The organism is Patescibacteria group bacterium, from assembly GCA_041674405.1.
Lineage (GTDB): Bacteria > Patescibacteriota > UBA1384 > XYA2-FULL-43-10 > XYA2-FULL-43-10 > JBAYVT01.
This window is the reverse complement of the sequence record JBAYVT010000002.1, coordinates 1-20,900: the sequence shown is the minus strand read 5'-3', so window position 1 is coordinate 20,900 and position 20,900 is coordinate 1. Positions and strand designations below refer to the sequence as shown.

17 protein-coding genes, 3 tRNA genes and 2 rRNA genes are annotated in these 20,900 nt (G+C 43.2%); 20 read left to right on the top strand and 2 right to left on the bottom strand.

The window, feature by feature from the left end:
- The 17 genes from WC080_01510 to WC080_01430 all read left to right on the top strand — a co-directional run bounded on the left by WC080_01510 (position 1) and on the right by WC080_01430 (position 13,497).
- Positions 1-1,179 carry an NADP-dependent malic enzyme gene (locus tag WC080_01510; GenBank protein MFA7243945.1) on the top strand — a complete coding sequence of 393 codons (1,179 nt, stop codon included), beginning with the start codon at positions 1-3 and terminating at the stop codon, positions 1,177-1,179.
- Between the two features lie 738 nt (positions 1,180-1,917).
- Positions 1,918-3,368: ribosomal RNA gene (locus tag WC080_01505) — 16S ribosomal RNA — on the top strand.
- A gap of 241 nt (positions 3,369-3,609) precedes the next feature.
- A tRNA-Ile gene (locus WC080_01500) sits at positions 3,610-3,686 on the top strand.
- A gap of 179 nt (positions 3,687-3,865) precedes the next feature.
- Positions 3,866-4,504, top strand: coding sequence for an HD domain-containing protein (locus WC080_01495; GenBank protein ID MFA7243944.1), 639 nt, complete (start codon positions 3,866-3,868; stop codon positions 4,502-4,504).
- A gap of 133 nt (positions 4,505-4,637) precedes the next feature.
- Positions 4,638-4,711 (top strand) — tRNA-Ala (locus WC080_01490).
- Positions 4,712-4,900: 189 nt separating this feature from the next.
- A complete protein-coding gene (locus WC080_01485) occupies positions 4,901-5,287 on the top strand; it encodes a hypothetical protein (protein ID MFA7243943.1) in 387 nt (128 codons plus the stop codon).
- An 87-nt stretch (positions 5,288-5,374) separates the two neighbouring features.
- Entirely contained in the window at positions 5,375-5,731 is a 357-nt protein-coding gene (locus WC080_01480) for a hypothetical protein (protein MFA7243942.1), read from the top strand.
- Between the two features lie 11 nt (positions 5,732-5,742).
- Positions 5,743-7,158 (top strand): hypothetical protein, encoded by a 1,416-nt coding sequence (locus WC080_01475; protein MFA7243941.1) that lies wholly within the window; start codon positions 5,743-5,745, stop codon positions 7,156-7,158.
- 97 nt (positions 7,159-7,255) lie between these two features.
- Positions 7,256-7,840 (top strand): type II secretion system protein, encoded by a 585-nt coding sequence (locus tag WC080_01470; protein ID MFA7243940.1) that lies wholly within the window; start codon positions 7,256-7,258, stop codon positions 7,838-7,840.
- Complete coding sequence (locus WC080_01465; protein ID MFA7243939.1) at positions 7,837-9,216, top strand: hypothetical protein; 1,380 nt, start codon at positions 7,837-7,839, stop codon at positions 9,214-9,216. The genes WC080_01470 and WC080_01465 overlap by 4 nt, the downstream gene beginning before the upstream one ends.
- A 41-nt stretch (positions 9,217-9,257) precedes the next feature.
- A complete protein-coding gene (locus WC080_01460) occupies positions 9,258-9,707 on the top strand; it encodes an NUDIX domain-containing protein (GenBank protein MFA7243938.1) in 450 nt (149 codons plus the stop codon).
- Between the two features lie 9 nt (positions 9,708-9,716).
- Complete coding sequence (locus WC080_01455; protein MFA7243937.1) at positions 9,717-9,911, top strand: hypothetical protein; 195 nt, start codon at positions 9,717-9,719, stop codon at positions 9,909-9,911.
- A 25-nt stretch (positions 9,912-9,936) separates the two neighbouring features.
- A complete protein-coding gene (locus tag WC080_01450; GenBank protein ID MFA7243936.1) occupies positions 9,937-10,602 on the top strand; it encodes a hypothetical protein in 666 nt (221 codons plus the stop codon).
- Between the two features lie 373 nt (positions 10,603-10,975).
- Positions 10,976-11,051 (top strand) — tRNA-Ala (locus WC080_01445).
- A gap of 751 nt (positions 11,052-11,802) precedes the next feature.
- Positions 11,803-12,216 carry an NUDIX domain-containing protein gene (locus WC080_01440; protein ID MFA7243935.1) on the top strand — a complete coding sequence of 138 codons (414 nt, stop codon included), beginning with the start codon at positions 11,803-11,805 and terminating at the stop codon, positions 12,214-12,216.
- 54 nt (positions 12,217-12,270) lie between these two features.
- On the top strand, positions 12,271-12,825 hold the full coding sequence (locus WC080_01435) for a GrpB family protein (GenBank protein MFA7243934.1): 555 nt from the start codon (positions 12,271-12,273) through the stop codon (positions 12,823-12,825).
- Positions 12,826-13,062: 237 nt separating this feature from the next.
- Positions 13,063-13,497, top strand: a complete 435-nt coding sequence (locus WC080_01430; protein MFA7243933.1) for a hypothetical protein — start codon at positions 13,063-13,065, stop codon at positions 13,495-13,497.
- A gap of 60 nt (positions 13,498-13,557) precedes the next feature.
- On the opposite strand, the gene WC080_01425 is transcribed toward WC080_01430, so the two are convergent.
- Together WC080_01425 and WC080_01420 are read right to left on the bottom strand one after the other, a co-directional pair.
- Complete coding sequence (locus WC080_01425) at positions 13,558-15,399, bottom strand: hypothetical protein (GenBank protein ID MFA7243932.1); 1,842 nt, start codon at positions 15,397-15,399, stop codon at positions 13,558-13,560.
- Positions 15,400-15,505: 106 nt separating this feature from the next.
- Positions 15,506-16,363, bottom strand: a complete 858-nt coding sequence (locus WC080_01420) for a hypothetical protein (protein ID MFA7243931.1) — start codon at positions 16,361-16,363, stop codon at positions 15,506-15,508.
- A 317-nt stretch (positions 16,364-16,680) separates the two neighbouring features.
- On the opposite strand from WC080_01420, the gene WC080_01415 reads away from it, so the two are divergent.
- The 3 genes from WC080_01415 to WC080_01405 all read left to right on the top strand — a co-directional run.
- A complete protein-coding gene (locus WC080_01415; protein ID MFA7243930.1) occupies positions 16,681-17,094 on the top strand; it encodes a hypothetical protein in 414 nt (137 codons plus the stop codon).
- Positions 17,095-17,610: 516 nt separating this feature from the next.
- Complete coding sequence (locus WC080_01410) at positions 17,611-17,817, top strand: hypothetical protein (GenBank protein ID MFA7243929.1); 207 nt, start codon at positions 17,611-17,613, stop codon at positions 17,815-17,817.
- A 623-nt stretch (positions 17,818-18,440) separates the two neighbouring features.
- A 23S ribosomal RNA gene (locus tag WC080_01405) occupies positions 18,441-20,900 on the top strand; the annotation flags it as partial.

Below are 20,900 nucleotides of genomic sequence, written 5' to 3'. Positions count from 1 at the left end.
ATGAACTTTGGAAAAGAATCACTAAAAAAACATCGGAAGCTTGCAGGTAAAATCGAGATTAAAAGCAAAGCGAAGATCGAAGATGCCGAAGACTTGGCGATTTTCTACACACCGGGCATTGCCGCAGTATCTTCGGAAATCGCAAAAAATGAATGTAAAATTTGGGAATATACCTCTCGAAGCAATTTTGTTGCAGTCGTGACAGACGGATCGGCAGTTCTTGGGCTTGGTAACATCGGTCCGGAAGCGGCACAGCCGGTAATGGCGGGAAAGGCGATACTCTTTAAAGAATTTGCAGGAGTGGATGCCATTCCAATTTGTCTTGACACGCAAGACACTGATGAAATTGTCAAAGCTGTAAAATATTTAGCGCCATCCTTTGGCGGCATAAATCTGGAAGATATTTCAGCGCCAAGATGCTTTGAAATTGAGAAAAAATTGCAGAATCTAGGAATTCCGGTGATGCATGACGACCAGCACGGTACAGCCGTTGTTGTGTTGGCAGGATTAATAAATGCAGCAAAAGTTATTGGAAAAAAATTGGAAAATTGCATGATCGTAATCAATGGCGTTGGCGCCGCCGGCCATGCCGTCGCTCTAGCAATCGACGAATTTACAAAGGGCAAAGCCAATATCATCACCCTGGATTCAAAGGGGGCTGTATGCAGAAATCGCAAAGACCTAGACGAATACAAAGAGGATTTGAATCATATAATCAACGAGGGGAACATCTGTGGTGATCTGGATAAAATCATTTGCGGAGCGGATGTTTTTATCGGTTTATCTGTGGGCAATGTACTCAAGGCCACAATGGTTAAAAAGATGGCCAATAATCCAATCATCTTTGCTTTGGCTAACCCTGTACCGGAAATTGATCCGGTTGAGGCAAAGAAGGCCGGAGCAAAAATTGTGGCCACTGGAAGATCGGACTATCCAAATCAGGTCAATAATGTTCTTGCGTTCCCGGGGATTTTCCGCGGCGCACTCGATGCCAAAGCAATAAAAATAACTCCCGGAATGCTGAATGCTGCGGCGATGTCACTGGCAAGTTACGTCGAGTCTCCAGCCATTGATAAAATTCTTCCCAACCCAATCGATAAAAAAGTCGCTAAAGCTGTGGCAGAAGCAGTAAGAAAAGAGGCGATAAAAGAGGGTTCAATACGGCCGGCTTGTAAATAGTCCCCTTTTTTCTTTTTAAGAAACTATATTAAAATTATCAAAAAACGTATTAAAACCTCCACGATCGTGGAGGTTTTAATACGTTTGCAGAAAAATATAGTGTGAAACTAGCAAATTATTGTGGATAATATTGACAATGATTATAATAGTTTGCCCAACTAACAAAAAAACTAACCTGCAGCGGGGGTATGTGCCAACAGGTCGGTTCTTGCGGCCGGGGATGGCCACGTTTGTGTTGGGGATTCGTGTCTAGAAAGACAGGCGGACCATACCGGTGGGCAGGGCTTCAACAGGGACGAAAGAACCAGATGATGGGATTGTTGTTTTTCGTCGGTTCGAGCGCTTTCCCCATTGTGTTCGTAGCCTGTACTGTCTAGGGGGACGGGTTCGCGAGATCTGCGGGTTGGGCTGTCCAGGTGACCCCCAGACCTTGACCCCTCTTATCATTGGCAAAACCTCCCTTACTATCCCAACATTACAAATTACAATATATTCTGTCCAACCATTTTTTCCACAACCATGAACTAGTGTTGACAGAAATGATTTTTTTCGATAATATCGATTCAGATTTAATAAAATCTAGGGAGTAAATCGAAGGGGTTATGGTTTCTGTTGCTAGAAACTTATGTATTTGTTTCCCGAAAAAACGCACTTTGACAACTAAATAGTGATACATGTACGTCAATTTCAAAAGAATTTTTTGGTTTAGTACTATTATTAGGGCTAAGTCAGATTCTCTACACGGAGAGTTTGATCCTGGCTCAGGATTAACGTTGGCAGTGTGCCTAACACATGCAAGTCGAGCGACATAGCGGCAGACGAGAGAGTAATAACAAGGAACTTACCCCCGAGTGAAGGATAGCCATCCGAAAGGATGGGTAATCCTGCATAATATCGAAAGATCAAAGCTTTACGCGCTTGGGGAGAGGCCTTGTTCCTATCAGCTAGTTGGTGAGGTAATGGCTCACCAAGGCGATGACGGGTAGCTGGCCTGAGAAGGTGACCAGCCTCGATGGGACTGAGACACGGCCCATACTCCTACGGGAGGCAGCAGTTGGGAATTTTGCACAATGGAGGCAACTCTGATGCAGCAACACTGCGTGAAGGATGAAGGTTTTCGGATCGTAAACTTCTTTTATCTGGGAATAATCTTGAAGGTACCAGATGAATAAGCACCGGCTAACTACGTGCCAGCAGCCGCGGTAATACGTAGGGTGCAAACGTTATCCGGATTTATTGGGCGTAAAGAGCTCGTAGGTGGATTTGTAAGTTGGATATGAAATGCTTAGGCTCAACCTAAGAACCGTATCCAAAACTACAAGTCTTGAGGTATGCAGGGGCAGATGGAACTTACGGTGTAGCAGTGATATGCGTAGATATCGTAAGGAACGCCAATGGTGAAGACAGTCTGCTGGGCATTACCTGACACTGAGGAGCGAAAGCGTGGGGAGCGAACGGGATTAGATACCCCGGTAGTCCACGCTGTAAACGATGCATACTAGGAATTTGGAGTATCGACCCTCTGAGTTTCGAAGCTAACGCGTTAAGTATGCCGCCTGGGTAGTACGGCCGCAAGGCTAAAACTCAAAGGAATTGACGGGGACCCGCACAAGCGGTGGAACATGTGGTTTAATTCGACGACAAGCGAAGAACCTTACCAGGACTTGACATCTCCGGAATCCCCCAGAAATGGGAGAGTGCCGTAAGGAGCCGGATGACAGGTGCTGCACGGTCGTCGTCAGCTCGTGCTGTGAAGTGTCCCGTTAAGTCGGTGAACGAGCGCAACCCCTATTGTATGTTAAATATCTCATACGAGACTGCCGGCGTTAAGTCGGAGGAAGGTGGGGATGACGTCAGATCAGCGTGGCTCTTACGTCCTGGGCCACACACGTGTTACAATGGGTAGCAACAAAGGGTCGCTAAGCTGTAAAGCGGAGCTAATCCTATCAAACCTACCCCCAGTTCGGATTGAGGGCTGCAACTCGCCCTCATGAAGCCGGAATCGCTAGTAATCGTGGGTCAGCCATACCACGGTGAATACGTTCTCGGGTCTTGTACACACCGCCCGTCAAGTCAGGAAAGCCGGTAATGCCCGAAGGACCCAACAGGGTACCACGGCAGGATCGGTGATCAGGACTAAGTCGTAACAAGGTATCCCTATCGGAAGGTGGGGATGGATCACCTCCTTTCTAAGGAGCAAGCCGAAATTTATTTCGGCTTAGGTCGGTCACTTGGTCATCTTCGGATGATCGAAAGTGTTAAAGTCCTTGATGTAGTAATATCTCAAGGCAAAGACGTACAGTATCACTATTTAGTTGTTAATATTTTGACAACACTAAAAAATCCGCTTCAAAATTTAAGCGGATTTTTTAGTCTGTTGATAAGTAGCTGGTTTTTTGGTATCATTTCTGTGTAAAAATCCATTTGCATGGGCGTGTAGCTCAGTTGGTTAGAGCGCGGCTCTGATAAAGCCGAGGTCAGAGGTTCGATTCCTCTCACGCCCACCAAAAAGATAGGCAGTATTATTACTGGCTATTTTTTTGTAATTTAGAATCGGACCCGGGAAGGGGTCGGGAAACAGAAGTTTCCCGTGTAGGAGATAATTCAGAACCGAGGGTTCTGAAAAGCGAAGCGCGTGAGATTCCTCTCACGCCCACCAAATGGATTTTTTTGTTAGAATATATCTATGAATAAAATCAAAGCAATCGAAAAAGAAGTCAGAAACATTTTTGAGAAATCGCCCGGGTGTCATGATTTTGATCATACTGAGAGAGTTCTTAAAATGGCACTACATATCGGCAAAGATGAAGGGGCAGACATACGAGTCTTGCATTATGCAACCTTGCTCCACGATATTGCCCGCGATGAAGAGCGGTTGTCTAAGGGAGAAATCTGTCATGCCGAGCTTGGGGCGAAAAAAGCTAGGCAGATCCTTACGAAATACGAGCTCGAACCAGAATTTATTGATTCCGTAGCCCATTGCATTGAACGCCACAGATCAAAAAAGGGCGGAATTCCTGAAACAATAGAAGCAAAAGTGCTTTTTGATGCAGATAAATTGGATAATTGCGGCGCAATCGGAGTGGCTCGCTCATTCGTATTTGCAGGTGAAATAGGTTCCCGTGTGCATGATCCGAAACCCAAGCTCGGAAAAGAATTCGAATATACTAAGGAAGATACTGCTTACCGCGAGTTCATCTTGCACATGTCGAAGGTTAAAAACAAACTCCTCACAAAAGAGGGAAGACGCATCGCTAAAAGGCGGCATGATTTTATGATTAAATTCTTTGATGAACTAAATCGCGAATCCGAAGGAATTGTTTAGTTTCGATCTTGAAAAATTTAGCTTCGAGCGCTATATTAATACTGATAATGGGCCTATAGTTAAACGGCACCCCAGTATCAGAACAGAGTTCAATACGGGGCAGGTAGCAGGCATTTTTACCCCGTACCCATTTGGGCCTATGGTCTAGCGGTACGATTCCACATTCGCATTGTGGAGACGCGAGTTCGACTCTCGCTAGGTCCACCAAGATGTGGTACGGGGCGTATTGCTCAGTTTCGGGTTTCCGCCTCGGCTGCGCCAAAGCGAGACGGGCAATTCCCGGTAGGTCCACCATTCGACTCGCTTCATTTGCTTATGGCAGGCCATTCGACAAAACTTATAGCAAGCTATCAGTCTCATTTATCTGTTAATTATAATCAAAATTTTGGAGGAAATATGGTATTCGGAATAAACATCGGACGCAGACCCGGACCGGAAGATGTGGGGCCAGATACTGAGGAGCGGCAAATTGAGCCGGAAGTGCTTGGTGATGAATCGGGCTGGATTCGTCAAGGTAAAGTAAAAGCAAAATTTCCGTCAGGAATAGACGGCCTTTCGTTGGTAAGGACCTGGGGAGGGATAGTTTGGGATAACCGCGCACCGGGAAACAAAGAAAGTGCTGGATCACCCATGGTGCTGATGACCGAAGACGAAGCTAATGATTATGAGGTGGATGCACCATTTACCGATTTGCGAATCACAGAATTTGAAAATGGAACTGGAAAACTGCTAGCTACCCCCGATGCTTACAGAATATTTATTGAGCAATTAAAGGGGGAATAAATACTTTTTGCAACTCATGGATTTATTGGTGGTATTGCCGGCGAATACATTAATTCGCCAATTCCTGCTTTTTTCGCCGGATTTATTTTGCATTTTATTCTCGACTCAATTCCCCATTTTGACACGACCGATGATGGCAAATTTACATTGCGGCAAAACGTCTTAATTCTGTTGGATATATTAATTGGTGTTGTTTTGTTTGTGATTTTTTATGACAAAATTAGTCATCCAGTTGCGTTTATTTCGGGAGCATTTGGTTGTCTTTTGCCTGACATTCTCGACGTAGCCCCTTTTTGGAAAAAGAATTTTCAAAAGACTTGGTTTGGGGACAAAATGCATTATGTTCACGACAAGATTCAGGCGATAAAAATTGGCCCATTTTTGGGGCTTTCAATACAAGCAATATTTATTGCATTTTCGGTTTTAATTTTGATCCTAAAGTAGTATCATTGTAGATGTGGAAGAGAGGGAACATCTGCCATCATCAAATATCAAGTATCAAGTATCGAGCTAAAAAGCAAAACAAGACCAGTGGTTTTACCATAATTGAGGTTTTGGTTGATTTTATTGTGATTGCTTTGGTTGCAACTGCTATCGTTTCCTCATTTATGGCAGCGGAAAAAGGGATCTTGATGGCAAAGGCCAAAGTAGCAGCTGTAGCTATTGCGAATGAAAAAATGGAGGATATTCGCAATTTGCCCTACGATTCATTGGCGACTATACACGGAACGATTTATCCTCCGGGCGAGATTCTTGATGATGAACCAATAACAGAAAATAATATTCAATATAATGTGCATACGACAATTAGTTATGTAGATGATCCCTTTGATGGGAATGTGGCCGGAAGCATTCCCGGAAAACCGCAAGATATCTATCCGTATGACTATAAAAAAGCCGAGGTAAAGGTATATAAGGTTGGTCGGCCAGATCCGCTTGCGACTCTTACGACAAATATTTCAGCGAAAGCAGCTGAAACTCCAACCAATTCCGGTATTTTATATCTGTGCGTGATCGATGCAAACAATCAACCAGTTGTCGATGCCCAAGCAACTCTGCAAAACCCCAATGTTGATCCGCCCGTGGATATGCAATTCACAACCGATCTTACGGGCTGTATCATGGTGCCAAGCCTTCCGCCGGATCAGCATAATGAATATCATATTGTGGTTACAAAAGATGGATACTCTACCGATATGACCTATCCGCGTACACCACAAAATCCCAACCAGCTTCAACCGGATATTGATATTTTGGCACAACAGGTTACAAATGTGACGCTTACGATAGATAAAGTTAGCACATTAAATATTCAAACGGCTGATCTGAATGGGGTTCTTGTGCCCAATATAAGTTTTCATCTTGAGGGTAGTAAAGAAATATATTTTAATCCCGTTACCCATAAATACTCACAAGATCAACAGACTGATGCAAACGGCAGTTTGTCGCTTACTGGCATGGAATGGGATGATTATAATTTTACAATTTTATCTGCCGATAAATATATTTCAGCAATTTCGCCTGTTCAACCCGTCCATCTCGCTCCAAATTCTACTCTTCAGGTCATCATTTATTTAACAGATTCTGCGACAGCGCCAAGAATACGCTCAATTACACCGCCGACAGGGGTGAAGGGTGATATTGCTACCCTCACAATCACCGGAGAAAATTTTAGCAACGAACCGATAATAAAATTGAAAAATGCAACCAAAGAGATTTTAGGCACAAATATTTCTGTCAAGTCAGGAACAACCATCGATGTAGATTTTGATCTTTCGCTTTTTGATCTAGGAAAATACGATATTTATATCGAAAATCCTGGCGGTGAATTTGCCAATCAGCCGGGTGTGTTTGAGATAGTGGCACCATAGTCTAATTCAAAACTCAAAAATCACCCGTCTCGGCCGAGGCACGAGCCGAGGTTGGAAAATTACAACTTGAAAATTACTAAAATTTGATAGGTTTTCGATGAAAATTAGCACAAAAAAAGCATTTACCTTGGTCGAGATGACATTCGTCATCTTGCTTCTTGGCGTAATTGGAATCGTGGTTGCAACGATGATTGTAAGAGGGTTCCAAAGCTACCGTTATGGCCAGGAAGCGATCAGTTCGCAAGAGGAGGCTGCTAAAGCAATGCGTGATTTCGAGAAAAATGCAAGAGGAAGTACACAGGTTATTGCTTCCACTGCCGATACCTACGAATTTTATGCATATCTTCTCGGCGATGAGCAGCCTGCTCCGAGCAAAGTTAGATACTTTTCCGAAAATGGTGAATTTAAGAAAGGGATTATAGAGCCCACGGGGCCTGGGCCGGTATTTAATTATCCACCTGAAGAAGAAAATGTAAGCATGATAATCAAAAACGTCACCAATGGATCAGATTTGTTTCGTTATTTTAACGATACCAGCTCGCAGATTTCTGATCCGGTACCGACCGATGCTGTGAGAATGGTGCAATTCCAAATTATGGTTGATAAAGATCCGAACAAAAGCCCGGATGCGGTGACCACAATAACCAGGGTTAATTTGAGAAATCTTAAAACAAACCTATGATCATTAAGCCAAAGATCGAAAATCCCTTCGGCCCTGCTCAAGGCGGGCAAGGGTCAAAAATAAGCTTTCAAAAAGGCGCCTACCTTCCGGTGATTATGGTCACTTCGGTATTATTTTTGGGGTTATCGATGGCGGTAGCCGGTTTTGCTCTATCCAACCTAAAGGATGCAAAATTGCACATGCAGACAGTCTCGGCACTTGATGTAGCCGAAGCAGGAGTCAATTATTATATGTGGCATTTGGCACACGACAACAAGGATTATTGCGATGGCAACGTTTGCCCCCAGGGAGACGGGCCTTATGGACCTTATGCTCACGACTATACTGATCAATCTGGAAATGTAGTTGGAACGTATGACTTGTATATAACCCCACCTGGGCTTGGAGATGCGGTGGTGAATGTGAAAGCGGTCGGAAAAATCAAAGGGGAGAGCATGGATAGGATTGTTCTGGCAGATCTTGGCATGCCCTCATTTGCAAGATACGCATTTTTGACAAATACTGAATGCTGGTTTGGTGTAAATGAAACAACAAACGGCCCTGTTCATTCCAATGTCGGAGTGCATTTTGACGGAACAGCAAATGGAATTATCAGTTCATCTTCGGCAACATATAGGCCGACATCAAGTTTTGGTGGAGATGGCCAACTACATGATGGCGTTTGGGGCAATGGGGGACCAAAAAACTATTGGGTTTTTCCGGTGCCGACGGTTGATTTTAATCGAGTAAGCGTGGATTTTGCCAACTTAAAAACCGAGTCCAAAACCGGTGGTATATATCTGGATTCCTCAAAATCACGCGGCTATTATCTAAAGTTGCGCTCAGATGGAAAGATTGATGAATACCGGGTGAGTGGTGAGAGGTCAACCGGCATCACTGCAAACTTTTTGGGAACTTTAGATGCGCCTGGAAACGGAGTAGTATATGTCAATGATAATGTTTGGGTAGATGGTACATATAATGGCCGGATTACAATTGCTGCCTATATAGACAAATCAGGCCCAGCATTGATCAAAATTAAGGATAATTTGTTGTACGGAGCCAAAGATGGCACTGCCTCAATTGGTCTTGTTTCCCAGGGTAATATTGAAATACCCGATTATGCAGTTTCATCGTTGGAAATTGACGCGGCCCTTCTGTCCCAAACCGGCCATGTCTGGTATCCTGATAGCAAAGGACCTGTCAAAAGCTCCATTTCCATATATGGAAGCATTTCAACAAATCAGTACTGGACATGGTCGTGGGTTTCGGGAAGTACTGTTATCGCCGGTTATCGAAATACATTGCAAACTTATGACCCATACCTCACGTTAAGCCCGCCCCCAGAATATCCAACCACAGGATCTTATGCGATTCTGTCATGGAGAGAAGAGTGAGAGCAAACCCAAGGTTTGTAATGACTAATTACTAATTTCTAATGTCAAATAAAATATTTCAATTCGGAACAAAACCACTCGGAACATATCGAGAAAGGCCAGGGGCTTATGCGGTAGTTTCTGATGAATCGGGGCAGATTTTATGTTTAAATGTGAATGGTTCCTTTCACTTACCCGGAGGTGGGATTGATAATAATGAAGACCCAAAGATAACAGTGGTTCGAGAAACTTACGAAGAATCAGGATGCGATATTTGCGATTTGAAATATTTAGGAAACGCAAATCAATATTTTCAGAAAGAAGGCAGGGAATCAATGAATAAGCTAGGCACGTTTTATTTGGCCAAATTGGATAAGATTAACGAAGCTGAATCAATCGAAGATGACCATATTGTGACATGGATGAAACCCGAAGAATTCCTAAAATCGAATGCCAGTGATTTTGCAAAGTGGGCTGTGGGAGAATCACTAAAACTATGGACTAATAACTAAGGACTGAATATGAAATATTTAATTTTTATCGCTTTAATATTATTCGGTTATCTTCTTATTAAATATGCAAAATGGATCACCGACAATACGATGCGTTTTCCTTCCGTTGAAAAAGTGCTCGGTGCATATGGAACTTATACTTTTTGGAAAATTGTTGGGGTACTCGTGATTGTAGCAGCATTTTGGTATGTAGTTAAATTCTAGATAACAAAAAATAATAAGGAGGAAGATGAACAAGACCGCGATAATAATTATCTCTGTAGTTTTGGGCGTAATCATTCTTGCTGGTGCCGGATTTGCCGGTTGGTATTATTTCATCAAAAAGGTCCCCGAGGGCCAGGCTTGCAAAGCAAACAACCGCTGTACCGAAGGTACAAGTTGTATATCGGGTGTTTGTTCCTCGGGCAAATTGGGCTCGACCTGCAGTGTCAAAGAGGACTGCAAAACCGATTTTTGCTCCAGTGGAAGGTGTACGAATGGCGAAGTCGGAAGCAGCTGCGCAACCTACAAAGATTGCAAGGATGGCCTGCTATGTAAATCCAAAATTTGTGCTGTGAAGCCATCATACACAAAATATTTTGACAAAATTGAAATCGGCCAAATGAAACCCGGGACGCCGCCCGGTCCAGATAATATTCCTGTGCCTACCACTGAATTCAAAGCAGGAATGTCAATCGAGGTAGATATTACCGATACCAAAGGAACCACGGGAGAGTTTTGGGTAGAGGTCATAAACCAAGAGACTGGTGAAAGAGCGTTTGTTACCGAAAAACAAACAATTTCCAACCCGGGCAAAGGGACGGGTTTTCAATTTAATGAAGTCGGGCAGTTTGATCTGAATGTTTATTTCAATAACGAGCTGATTCATTCTATTGCTATCACCTCGACACGTTAGCTGCATACGCAGTTCAAGGCGCGGTTTGCATAAAAATATATTTATAAAGTCATAACGCTATCATTCACAATACATTAAAATATTAAGTGCATTTTGGTATGTAGTGAAGTTTTAAGCACAGATAATCAAAATTTTGGAGGGCAAATGTTAACAGGTTTGATTCTAATCATAGTTTCGCTCTCATGCCTGATCTGGGGCATTGTAAAGAAAAATAGAGGGCTCGTAATTGGATCTATTATTGCTCTTTTAGTCATTGGAGTTCTCTACGCAGTGTATTCATATTTATATTCCCAAAACCCATATTAATTACTGTTGGGATGAGGGTGTATAAGGTTGATAAATAGCCCCGTTTATGCTATCATTACGTCGATCTGGGCCCTTAGCTTAGTTGGTAGAGCGCCACATTTGCACTGTGGAGGTCATCGGTTCGAATCCGATAGGGTCCACCAATAAAAAGATTAGTTCTAGACTAGTCTTTTTATTATACCAAAAAATAGGTCAGAACTATCTCATGTTATTGACTATTAGTATAAAGTATGCAATTCTGTAGTGGCCGACGGACGACAAGTGAAGGGAGGCTGTTCAAATGGGGCATTTAACACGTACCCCGACGAGTAACGACCCGCCAGGGGCGACTGCTGGCAAAAGCCCGTATCTCGAGGAGACCGAGCTCATGGACGAGACTGCGTTATTGCTGAGCGGTGCCGCGATGCGATGTTCGAGGTGCAGACTAGCGGTTCGCACGCAGTACCTCGAGGGTGGGCTTTGCCCAGACTGCCGCTGATGAAGTCCGACTCGACAGAGCTGCCAGTGTGATGACAACTTGTTGTCATCACACTGGAGTCCCATACTATCAATCTATGTTATACAGAATGGTGGAAAAGCAAATAGCCGCTAAATATGGAGAGATTTAATTCTCATCTTTGGAATACAGATATACTCATTTGAATTCATAACGATATTTCTTACTTCTTGGATTGTGCCCCACCAAAAATGTCGCCTTAATGGTGATTTTTTATTTAGTGAGTTAAAGCTGAGGATTCGAACGGGAAGGGGTCGGAAAACTGGAAAACCGAGGGTTTTCCAAGGGAGTGTAAGCGATGCTCGAGATCCTATCGGGTCTACCAAAAAAAGATTAGTCCAAGGCTAGTCTTTTTATTATATATGGAAAAATAACGCTAGAACTGTCATTATAAGATTATGAAAACGAAAATTTTAGTAATCGGTGTTGTTAAAAAAGGTGATTCAGTTTTAATGCGTAAAAAACCAGACGGCTCATTACCATATAAAGAAACTTGGTATTTATTTGGCGGCGAGCTAAGTGCAGGCCTAAGTCCCGAAGATGTTATCACTCAAGAAGTAAAAGCAAAGACTGGCATAGATATTAAAATCTCTGAAAGGTTATCCTGGGACACAGAAATTAAAAAAGATGTTGACGGGGAAGAGAAACATTTTATTTATCTCGATACTCTATGTGAGTATGTTGGGGGAAAAGAAAAATTAAGTCCTGGCATTCAAAAGTTGGAATGGATACCCATTGGACAATTGAAAGACTATGATATCGTGCCACCTTCAAGAAAATTATTTATCAAATTGAACTATCTCGAACGTTAAAATGATTCATACTTAGAATATGAATCATTTTCTGTCTTTAGAAAAATACTTCTAATGAAAAAAGAAATTGGTCTTAAAAAGGGTTTTGTTAAAGTCGAAAAATATAATCCGCAATGGCGGGACGAGTTTAATAAGGAAAAAACAATTTTAGAAAAAATATTTGGTGATGTGGCAAAATCGATCGAACATGTGGGCTCTACCTCCATTGTCGGTTTATCTGCAAAACCAATAATTGATATTGCTGTTGGCGTTGATTCACTTGAAGATATTAATAAGATAAAAGAAAAGATATTGAAGTTTCCAAGCTATACAATAAAGGAAGACAATGCGGACGGTGAAATTCTCATGAGAAAAGGCGTGCCAGTAAAGCCGGGTCAGATTAAACCGGATTATATAACTCATTTTATACACATTATGGAAATTGAGGGTACAAAATATAGAGAAACAATAGTATTCAGGGATTACTTAAGGGCGGATAGGGATGTGCTAAAAGAATATGAAAATCTAAAGCAAAAGCTAGCAATAAAATACGAAAATGATCGGAAAGCTTATTCAAAAGCTAAAGATGAATTTATAAAAAGCGTTTTAGGTAGGTGTAAATTGAGCTAGCCATTGAACTGCGTGGAAAGTTGTCCCTATAAATTGTTTTGATTCTTATACTAGAAATATAAACGCATTCATTTGGGCTCACGATAATATTTCTAACCAGCAACAATACATTCCATCAATAATCCCGCTTAGGCGGTTTTTTTATTTTTAAAAATTTGGTATATACTGATATAGCGTGCCAAACCAAACCGAAAGAAAGAGGCTCGGTGAATGCAATACTTGCCCGGAGGCATTCGTTTGCCGGATGACATCGATCTGCATGTCAGACCCAACGTGGGCCATGCCATTGCCATGTATGTCCTTGGCCCGACCATCGATGGCGAGCCGGACAAGAACAAGTCAATACAGCTGCCGGTGGGGTACTATTTCGGTGAGACTACCGATGAGCCATTCGGGGTGAGGACGGAGGAAGTCTGGGTGAAGGTATGGTACCAGGAAAAGTGGGTTGGATACTGGCTGAATTTCCTGGAGGCCATTAGCTTTCATCAACCAGGCGGCAGGAGGCTCACGAACGCGCCGATCAACCTTCGCCGATTCCCGAGGGCTCAGCTCGGATTTCAGGTTGAGGTTGAGAAGGTGGTTGTCGCAAGTAGCCGGGGGATAGCTAGCTTGCCAGTTTTATCGGTAAGCAGCTCGCAGGGCCAGCTGGCTTTTGCGATGGAGAGCGATTAGCCGGCGCTGCCACTCTCGCGGAGTGGCAGCGCAAGCTTAACTAAAGTTTTGTATATCTTCTTATATTTTTTTCATTTTTCTGTAGGCCAAATATTCTATCGATCCCCAGAGAATAAGAACGGCACTAGCTGCTGCAATCCAATAGATAAACTCCTTGGCACTCCTGGAAGTGGTTGTGGTCATCGATTTAACTACGGGATTATTTTGAGTTGTTGTTAAATTTCCGCCTGCGTCCGGAAGAACATTGCTTTGCTCGAAAGATGCGAGTTTGGCCAAAGGTTTTGCATTTCCGATAAACCCACCCAGGCTGCTGCCAGTATCACTTGGATTTTCCGAAAAACCGCCGCCTCCCTGTCCGCTACCATTTTCATCGCTGCCATCACTCTCGCCACCACCATTATTATCATCGCCACCTCCACCCTTGCCGTCTCCGCCACCACACCAGTTGCCGAAGATATTGATGATACGGAGAGCGAAGGCTTTTGCGCCTTTTCCAACCAGGTTGGAAATATTAATTACATTGGACGCGAGCTTTATATCACCTGTCGAGAGCCCGCCAGCAACAGTATTGTTAGAAATTTTGTTGTTGCCGGTGTTGGCCTTAATATTCAAATTGTTATTAATTAAAGCATTGTTTTCGATCGATAGGTCAGCATTATTTTCAGCAGTAACAAGATTGGAATTTTCCGAATTGGTTCCTGTTGTATTGTTGATTTCATTAATAAATATCATCGATGGATCGATACCAAGGAGTGCTCCACTGGTCCATGTACCAAAGACATTCACCAGATAAAAAACCGGTGCAGTAATGATATTGGCGACATTCACCAGTGTGTTTTTGATTGTTGAGTCACCGGTTTTTATATCGCCAATTGCCGTATTTGAACCGATGGCATTGCCTCCGGTATTGGCGCTCAAGTTAATATTATTATTGGTTTCAGAATTATTGCTGATCGAAATGTCTTCCCCGCCATCCAGATTGACCAAATTTTTATTCTCTGAATCTGAACCTGTAATATCATTTGCTTCACTGATAGTGATATCCCCAACAAGCCCGCCGAAAAGATTCCAAAAGTCAATTGAAAGTGCAATTTCCGGAGAAATGTTTAAAAGGTTAATTAAATTTGCAGCGATGGCAATATCTCCGGTCTGAAGCTCGCCGACTTTGGTATTGTTGGAAATTTCGTTGTTGCCAGTATCAGCATCAATTTCAATAGAATTATTCGCGGCTGCATCGTTAACTTCGAAAAAATCGATAACTTGTCCGCCATTAAAAACATTAGAATTTTCCGAATTTTCGCCGGTCGTTGCATTTTGAAGGTTTAGCCTGGTATCAGCTGGAGCGAGAGTGATGCCATTCATTCCTGAAGTATTAATCGACTGTCCGCCAATAGAATCGTCTGGCCCGAGCGAGGAATTTAGGGCATTAATAACACAAACATTTCCGTTGATATCGCCAGTGGATACATTACCGACCACCGTGTTTGATCCAATTCCATTTTGACCGGTAACTAAATTGGCACTAATATCGTTGTCGGCCTCGGCATTATTCGTAAGATTTATATTCGCGTCGGCCGAAGAGTTTGAATCATTTAGATTTTCAGAATTTGATCCGGTAAAATTATTTGATAGATTTTGTTCAGTTTGATTCTCTGTCCCCGAAGTTTCCACAATCGGGTTTGAAATAATTTCCTGCGGACCTGTCGGTGTCTGCGGACCTGTCGGTTCAATAGCTCCAGTTTGAGTTTGCGGCCCAGTTGGTTCGATAGCTCCGGTTGGTTCCTGTGGGCCGGTCGGGCCAATATTACCAGCAGCAAATGCTGGTAATGAATAGAATGACACAAAGACCAGAATCATTATTCCAGCAATAATTTTTTTCATTTTCCTATAAACCTTTGTCATGGCCACTCCATTGTTTGATTATTAGTGTTAATTAATTCGACATCTGCGGGACCCAGGTGTTCGACATACTCACACCGGAGTCCTCGCTAATGTCTAATCCAGGGGACTAGTTGGCCATGTTGGTAACGCTAAAAGAAAGATCTACACTTCCTGTCTCAACATCACCAACAACAGTGTTTTTGCCAATCCAGTTTTTCCCAGTGTTGGCATCAACTTCAAGCTCATTTTCAATATCGGCATTGTTATCGATATTTACATCGACGTCAGCATCAATGTCGAGCTCATTGCTGTTTTCAGAATTTGGACCGGTTAGCTCATTTCCGAAGTCTCCCTCGATGTCCATTTCACCAAGTCCGCCCAAATCAATTTCTCCCTGATTAAGCACATTGGAGAAATCAGCGCTTAGGGAAACATCTCCGGTTCGAACATCTCCAACAACAGTGTTGTTGTGAACGCGATTCTTTCCTGTGTTGGCATCAAGTTCTAGCTCGTTTTCAACATCTGCATCGTTGTCGATGTCTATGTCTCGATCCATTGAAATTCTGACCTCGTTCTCATTCTCTGAATAAGGCCCGGTTGTTTCATTTCCTAGGTCAACCTCAATGTCGCCGACATCTGCCGTTCCGACTTCGATTTCGGATGAATTAAGCTCATTCTCTACGGAAATATCTCCTTCTATATCACCAGTAAGAATGTCATCAACCTCAGTATTGCAATCGATGTCATTATCACCGGTTTCTGCATCTAGCTCAAATTCACTTTCTAAGTCGGCATTGTTATCCACATCCAGATCATAATCGGCATCGATTTTCCATTCATTTTCATTTTCTGAATTTGGTCCCGTGGTGTCGTTTGAGCCGCCAACACTGACAGATGCAAGCGCTCCGCCCGAACCGACAGCAAACACAAAGGCAGTCGATACTGCGGCAACACGTGCAATTTTTGCCAATTTTAAATAATCCATCATTGCTCCTTTTTCATTTATTACTTAATACTTTTACCTTTCGGGTATCGACCTAAGCAATAAATTTGCCACCCTGGTTGTCCACATATTAATTTTTATATATAACCAGCTTTTTTTATATGGAAGAGTTCACACCAATAGGCCAGCATCTTGATAAAATTTTTGTGAAAAATTCTAATTGATGTGTTTTATTTTTGTTGTATCCTTGAACGGATGAGCTGTGGTTTGCGAATAACGGCCTTGTCTGAGGGACTAGAGATCACCAGTTGTGGACGAATTTTGTAAGTATATATTAGTAACAATAAAGAGGAGATTCTATGGATAAGTCTACAAAGAGGAAGAGCTGGATCATTGCAATAATTATTATCGTCGTGGTGATCGTCGCTGCAGGATTTGGCGGATATTACGTCAATAAAAAATATTTATTAAATAAGCATAGTGTGAGGCAGGCGGTTTTTCTTACAAATGGGCAAGTATATTTCGGATACATTTCGAATTCCGATGACCAAATCGTGAAACTAACCGATATATACTATTTGAAAACTACAACTGATTTGCAAAATAGTAATACGGACCAAAATAAGAAAGTGTCGCTAATAAAACTTGGAAGTGAACTCCATGGCCCAGAGGATCAAATGTATATAAATCGTGACCAAATTTTGTTCTTTGAAGATATGAAAAGTTCCAGCAAAATTATGGATGCGATAAATAAATTCTCAAGCCAACAATAAACTAGTTTGTAGTCCATAGTCCTTAGTCCGTAGAGAATATACGCTACGGACTATCGACTACTCGCTACGGACTGAACACAAAACACCCTCCTGTGCCAATGTGGCGGAGGAAGGCGTTTTTGTTGTAGGGTTCGACATACCGTCTGGACCATGTTTGAAATAAAGTTGAGAGATCCCTTGGGTGGGAAATTAATCCGTGCCAAGGAGAATCATCTCGGTTGTTCAAAAAATTTGTTGGGTCCCGGTATCTCGAACTTGTAGCGTATTGAAATCTTAAAATAATAAATCTCATGTTTCTTTGAAAAATAGCACAATATAAAATTAAGAACTGATGAAGTGATTGTAGGATGTTACAAAAATAGGATCAAAATGAAATAGTTTTTAACCGCTGGATTATTTCCGCAGTTTTTCAATTCAAAGTAGATTTTCATAGCTCTGCGTTTGCGAAAAGTTTGAATTTGTGATAGAAATTTCTTGTCTGTACTCAATCCTTGCAAGGGCAGAGAGGGGATCAATATGAACCTGAGAGAATTGATGGATCCGATTCCGCGTAACCCGCAGTCACTGCCAAAAATCGACGTCCTCACGTGGTTCGAGAAGATCGTCGAATACGAAGCCGTAGCTTCGAGGCTACCGGCGGACAAGGTCTCGGATAGCGATCTCGAGCAACTTCGGGGACTCCAGACTGCGTACAAGCGGGTACTGATCGAGCTGTGCCGGTGAGAGTAGGAGGAGGAGAGCTGGCGCGTCGCATTCGAAATTGAATGCGACGCAGAGCAGAGGGATTAATTAATGTAATTTTTCTGCTCTCCACTGATAAGTTGTAAAGTGTTGACAAGGTTTGTGCGTTTATGTTAAGTTGATTTTGCGCACAAGTTACCCGAGGATAAAGGAACAAATTAATCGGGTTTAGGCACTATGAGAAACAATCACACTACGAGAGAGGGGGTCAGCGGATAATTTTAATTTCGCAAAGTTTATTTTGTGGCATTAAATCATTCCGCTTTCCGGCGGATTTTTTGTTTCCTATATGTGAGATATATACTTTTGATACCAGCTGCGAGCCTTATGGTCCATCCCCCTTCGCCCTTTAGGCTCCGGTGGGACAAGCAAATTTGTTACACAATCAGGATTTTAACTACAAGATAGGGACTTGTATATTGAAATCCTATCAGCACTTTAACAATTGAATAAATGAGTAATTAATATGTAATTACACAAAATGTATTCTTCCGATAAAAATATTAAAACAATTATTTTTTCAACGAAAGTTGAATCCAGTAATTGCTAGTCAAACAGGTCAGGTATTATTCCTCCTTCGGGGGGAAAAGTACTTTGATCTAAAGTATATTTCGTTTAAGGGCTAATGGCGGATGACTTGGGAGATATAGCCGATGAAGGACGTGGTAGGCTGCGATATGCCTCGGGGAGCTGTCAAACAAGCTTTGATCCGAGGATTTCCGAATGGGGAAACCCCACCGTAAGGTGAAGCTGCGCTTGCGTAGCTGGGTAAGCCGGGGAACTGAAACATCTTAGTACCCGGAGGAAAAAAAATCGAATGAGATTCCCTTAGTAGTGGCGAGCGAACAGGGAAAAGTCCAAACCGGTTGATTTATCAACCGGGGTTGTGGGACCCATATAATTTTTGCGAAACGATAGAAGAACGCTCCTGGAAAGGACGACCACAGAGTGTGATAGTCACGTAATCGAAATCTTAGTAGCAAAAAGTTGGTGTTCCCGAGTAGCACCGGACACGTGAAACCCGGTGTGAAGCTGGGGCGGTCATGCTCCAAGACTAAATACTATATCCCACCGATAGCGAACAAGTACCGTGAGGGAAAGCTGAAAAGAACCCCGATAAGGGGAGTGAAATAGAACCTGAAACCATTTAGCTCACAATAAGTCAGAGCTCCGGCGCAAGCCGGGGTGATGGCGTGCCTTTTGTAGAATGAGCCAACGAGTTAGCTATGTGTAGCAAGCTTAAGGGGTAATCCCGTAGGCGTAGTGAAAGCGAGGCTAAAGCCGAATAGTTGCACATACTAGACCCGAAACCGAGTGATCTATCCATGGTCAGGATGAAGTTTGGGTAAAACCAAATGGAGGTCCGAACCGCCGAACGTTACAAAGTTCTCGGATGAACTGTGGATAGTGGTGAAATGCTAATCGAACTCGGAAATAGCTGGTTCTCCTCGAAATATATATAGGTATAGCCCGGAAATTGTCGCAGGGAGAGGTAGAGCACTGAATGAGTTCCGGGGGCGCAAGCTCTCGGCCTCAAACAAACTCCGAATTCTTCCTGATTCTTTCCGGAGTCAGACAGCGGGGGCTAAGCTTCGTTGTCGAAAGGGAAACAGCCCAGACTATCGTCTAAGGTCCCTAACTGGAATCTAAGTGGAAAAGGAAGTGGGACTTCCAAAACAACCAGGATGTTGGCTTAGAAGCAGCCATGCATTTAAAGAGTGCGTAACAGCTCACTGGTCTAGTTTAGAGGTCCTGCACCGAAGATTTAACGGGGCTCAAGATTCCGACCGAAGACATAGGCTCGCGCTTGCGCGAGCGGTAGAGGAGCGTTCTTAGTGCAGTGAAGGTCATCCTGTGAGGGAGGCTGGAGCGCTAAGAAGTGAGAATGTTGGCATAAGTAACGAATTATCCAGGCGAGAAACCTGGACACCGCATACCCAAGGTTTCCTGGGCAACGATAATCGTCCCAGGGTTAGCCGGTCCTAAGCCGAGGCCGTTGTAGTGGCGGCGTAGGCGATGGAATGGAGGTTAATATTCCTCCGCTTTTGCAATCATAACCGATGACGCTTTTTTGAAACTGCACGTGAATTATGGTTTATCTAGTGCAGCGTAGAAAGAGACAAGAAAAGTTCGGCTCAAGAGATTGCAAAATCCGTACCGCAAACCGACTCAGGTGGGTGAGGCGAGTAGCCTCAGGTGATCGGAAGAACCCTCGTTAAGGAACTCGGCAATTAAGCGTCCGTAACTTAGGGATAAGGACTGCCTATCGCAAGATAGGCCGCAGCGAAAGAGCCCAAGCGACTGTTTACCAAAAACACAGGTCTCTGCTAAATCGTAAGATGATGTATAGGGACTGATGCCTGCCCAATGCTCGAAGGTCAAATCTGCTGGTGACTCCAATTTATTGGAGAGGCTGGCGGGCTAAGCCCGAGTGAATGGCGGCCGTAACTATAACGGTCCTATGGTAGCGAAATTCCTTGTCGGGTAAGTTCCGACCCGCACGAATGGCATAACGATTTGGGCACTGTCTCAACGAGGGATCCGGTGAAATTACATAGTCGGTAAAGATGCCGATTACTCACAGCAAGACGGAAAGACCCCGTGGAGCTTTACTACAGTTTAATATTGGTCCGAAGGTCTACATGTGTAGCATAGGTGGGAGACTTTGAAGCTTTGGCGCTAGCCGAAGTGGAGTCGCCAGTGCAATACCACCCTTGTATTTCTTTGGCCCTAACTTTGGCCTGTGATACGGCCGAAAGACAGTATTTGACGGGTAGTTTAACTGGGGCGGTTGCCTCCCAAATTGTAACGGAGGCGTTCAAAGGTGCGCTTAGCCCGGATGGAAATCGGGCCTCAAAGCATAAAAGCATAAGCGCGCTTAACTGTGAGACCTACAAGTCAAACAGACACGAAAGTGGGATTTAATGATCCGATATTTTCATATGATAGAGATATCGCTCAACGGATAAAAGTTACCCCGGGGATAACAGGCTGATCGCATCCAATAGTCCACATAGACGATGCGGTTTGGCACCTCGATGTCGGCTCATCCTATCCTGGGGCTG

What these genes read in the sequence shown, in the direction of transcription:
- WC080_01450 (MFA7243936.1), top strand. Translation starts at nt 9,937, where the DNA reads ATGAACAAGACCGCGATAATAATTATCTCTGTAGTTTTGGGCGTAATC.
- WC080_01435 (MFA7243934.1), top strand. Translation starts at nt 12,271, where the DNA reads ATGAAAAAAGAAATTGGTCTTAAAAAGGGTTTTGTTAAAGTCGAAAAA.
- WC080_01475 (MFA7243941.1), top strand. Translation starts at nt 5,743, where the DNA reads ATGTGGAAGAGAGGGAACATCTGCCATCATCAAATATCAAGTATCAAG.
- WC080_01425 (MFA7243932.1), bottom strand. Translation starts at nt 15,399, where the DNA reads ATGACAAAGGTTTATAGGAAAATGAAAAAAATTATTGCTGGAATAATG.
- WC080_01510 (MFA7243945.1), top strand. Translation starts at nt 1, where the DNA reads ATGAACTTTGGAAAAGAATCACTAAAAAAACATCGGAAGCTTGCAGGT.
- WC080_01470 (MFA7243940.1), top strand. Translation starts at nt 7,256, where the DNA reads ATGAAAATTAGCACAAAAAAAGCATTTACCTTGGTCGAGATGACATTC.
- WC080_01440 (MFA7243935.1), top strand. Translation starts at nt 11,803, where the DNA reads ATGAAAACGAAAATTTTAGTAATCGGTGTTGTTAAAAAAGGTGATTCA.
- WC080_01485 (MFA7243943.1), top strand. Translation starts at nt 4,901, where the DNA reads ATGGTATTCGGAATAAACATCGGACGCAGACCCGGACCGGAAGATGTG.
- WC080_01455 (MFA7243937.1), top strand. Translation starts at nt 9,717, where the DNA reads ATGAAATATTTAATTTTTATCGCTTTAATATTATTCGGTTATCTTCTT.
- WC080_01410 (MFA7243929.1), top strand. Translation starts at nt 17,611, where the DNA reads ATGAACCTGAGAGAATTGATGGATCCGATTCCGCGTAACCCGCAGTCA.
- WC080_01420 (MFA7243931.1), bottom strand. Translation starts at nt 16,363, where the DNA reads ATGGATTATTTAAAATTGGCAAAAATTGCACGTGTTGCCGCAGTATCG.
- WC080_01460 (MFA7243938.1), top strand. Translation starts at nt 9,258, where the DNA reads ATGTCAAATAAAATATTTCAATTCGGAACAAAACCACTCGGAACATAT.
- WC080_01415 (MFA7243930.1), top strand. Translation starts at nt 16,681, where the DNA reads ATGGATAAGTCTACAAAGAGGAAGAGCTGGATCATTGCAATAATTATT.
- WC080_01465 (MFA7243939.1), top strand. Translation starts at nt 7,837, where the DNA reads ATGATCATTAAGCCAAAGATCGAAAATCCCTTCGGCCCTGCTCAAGGC.
- WC080_01495 (MFA7243944.1), top strand. Translation starts at nt 3,866, where the DNA reads ATGAATAAAATCAAAGCAATCGAAAAAGAAGTCAGAAACATTTTTGAG.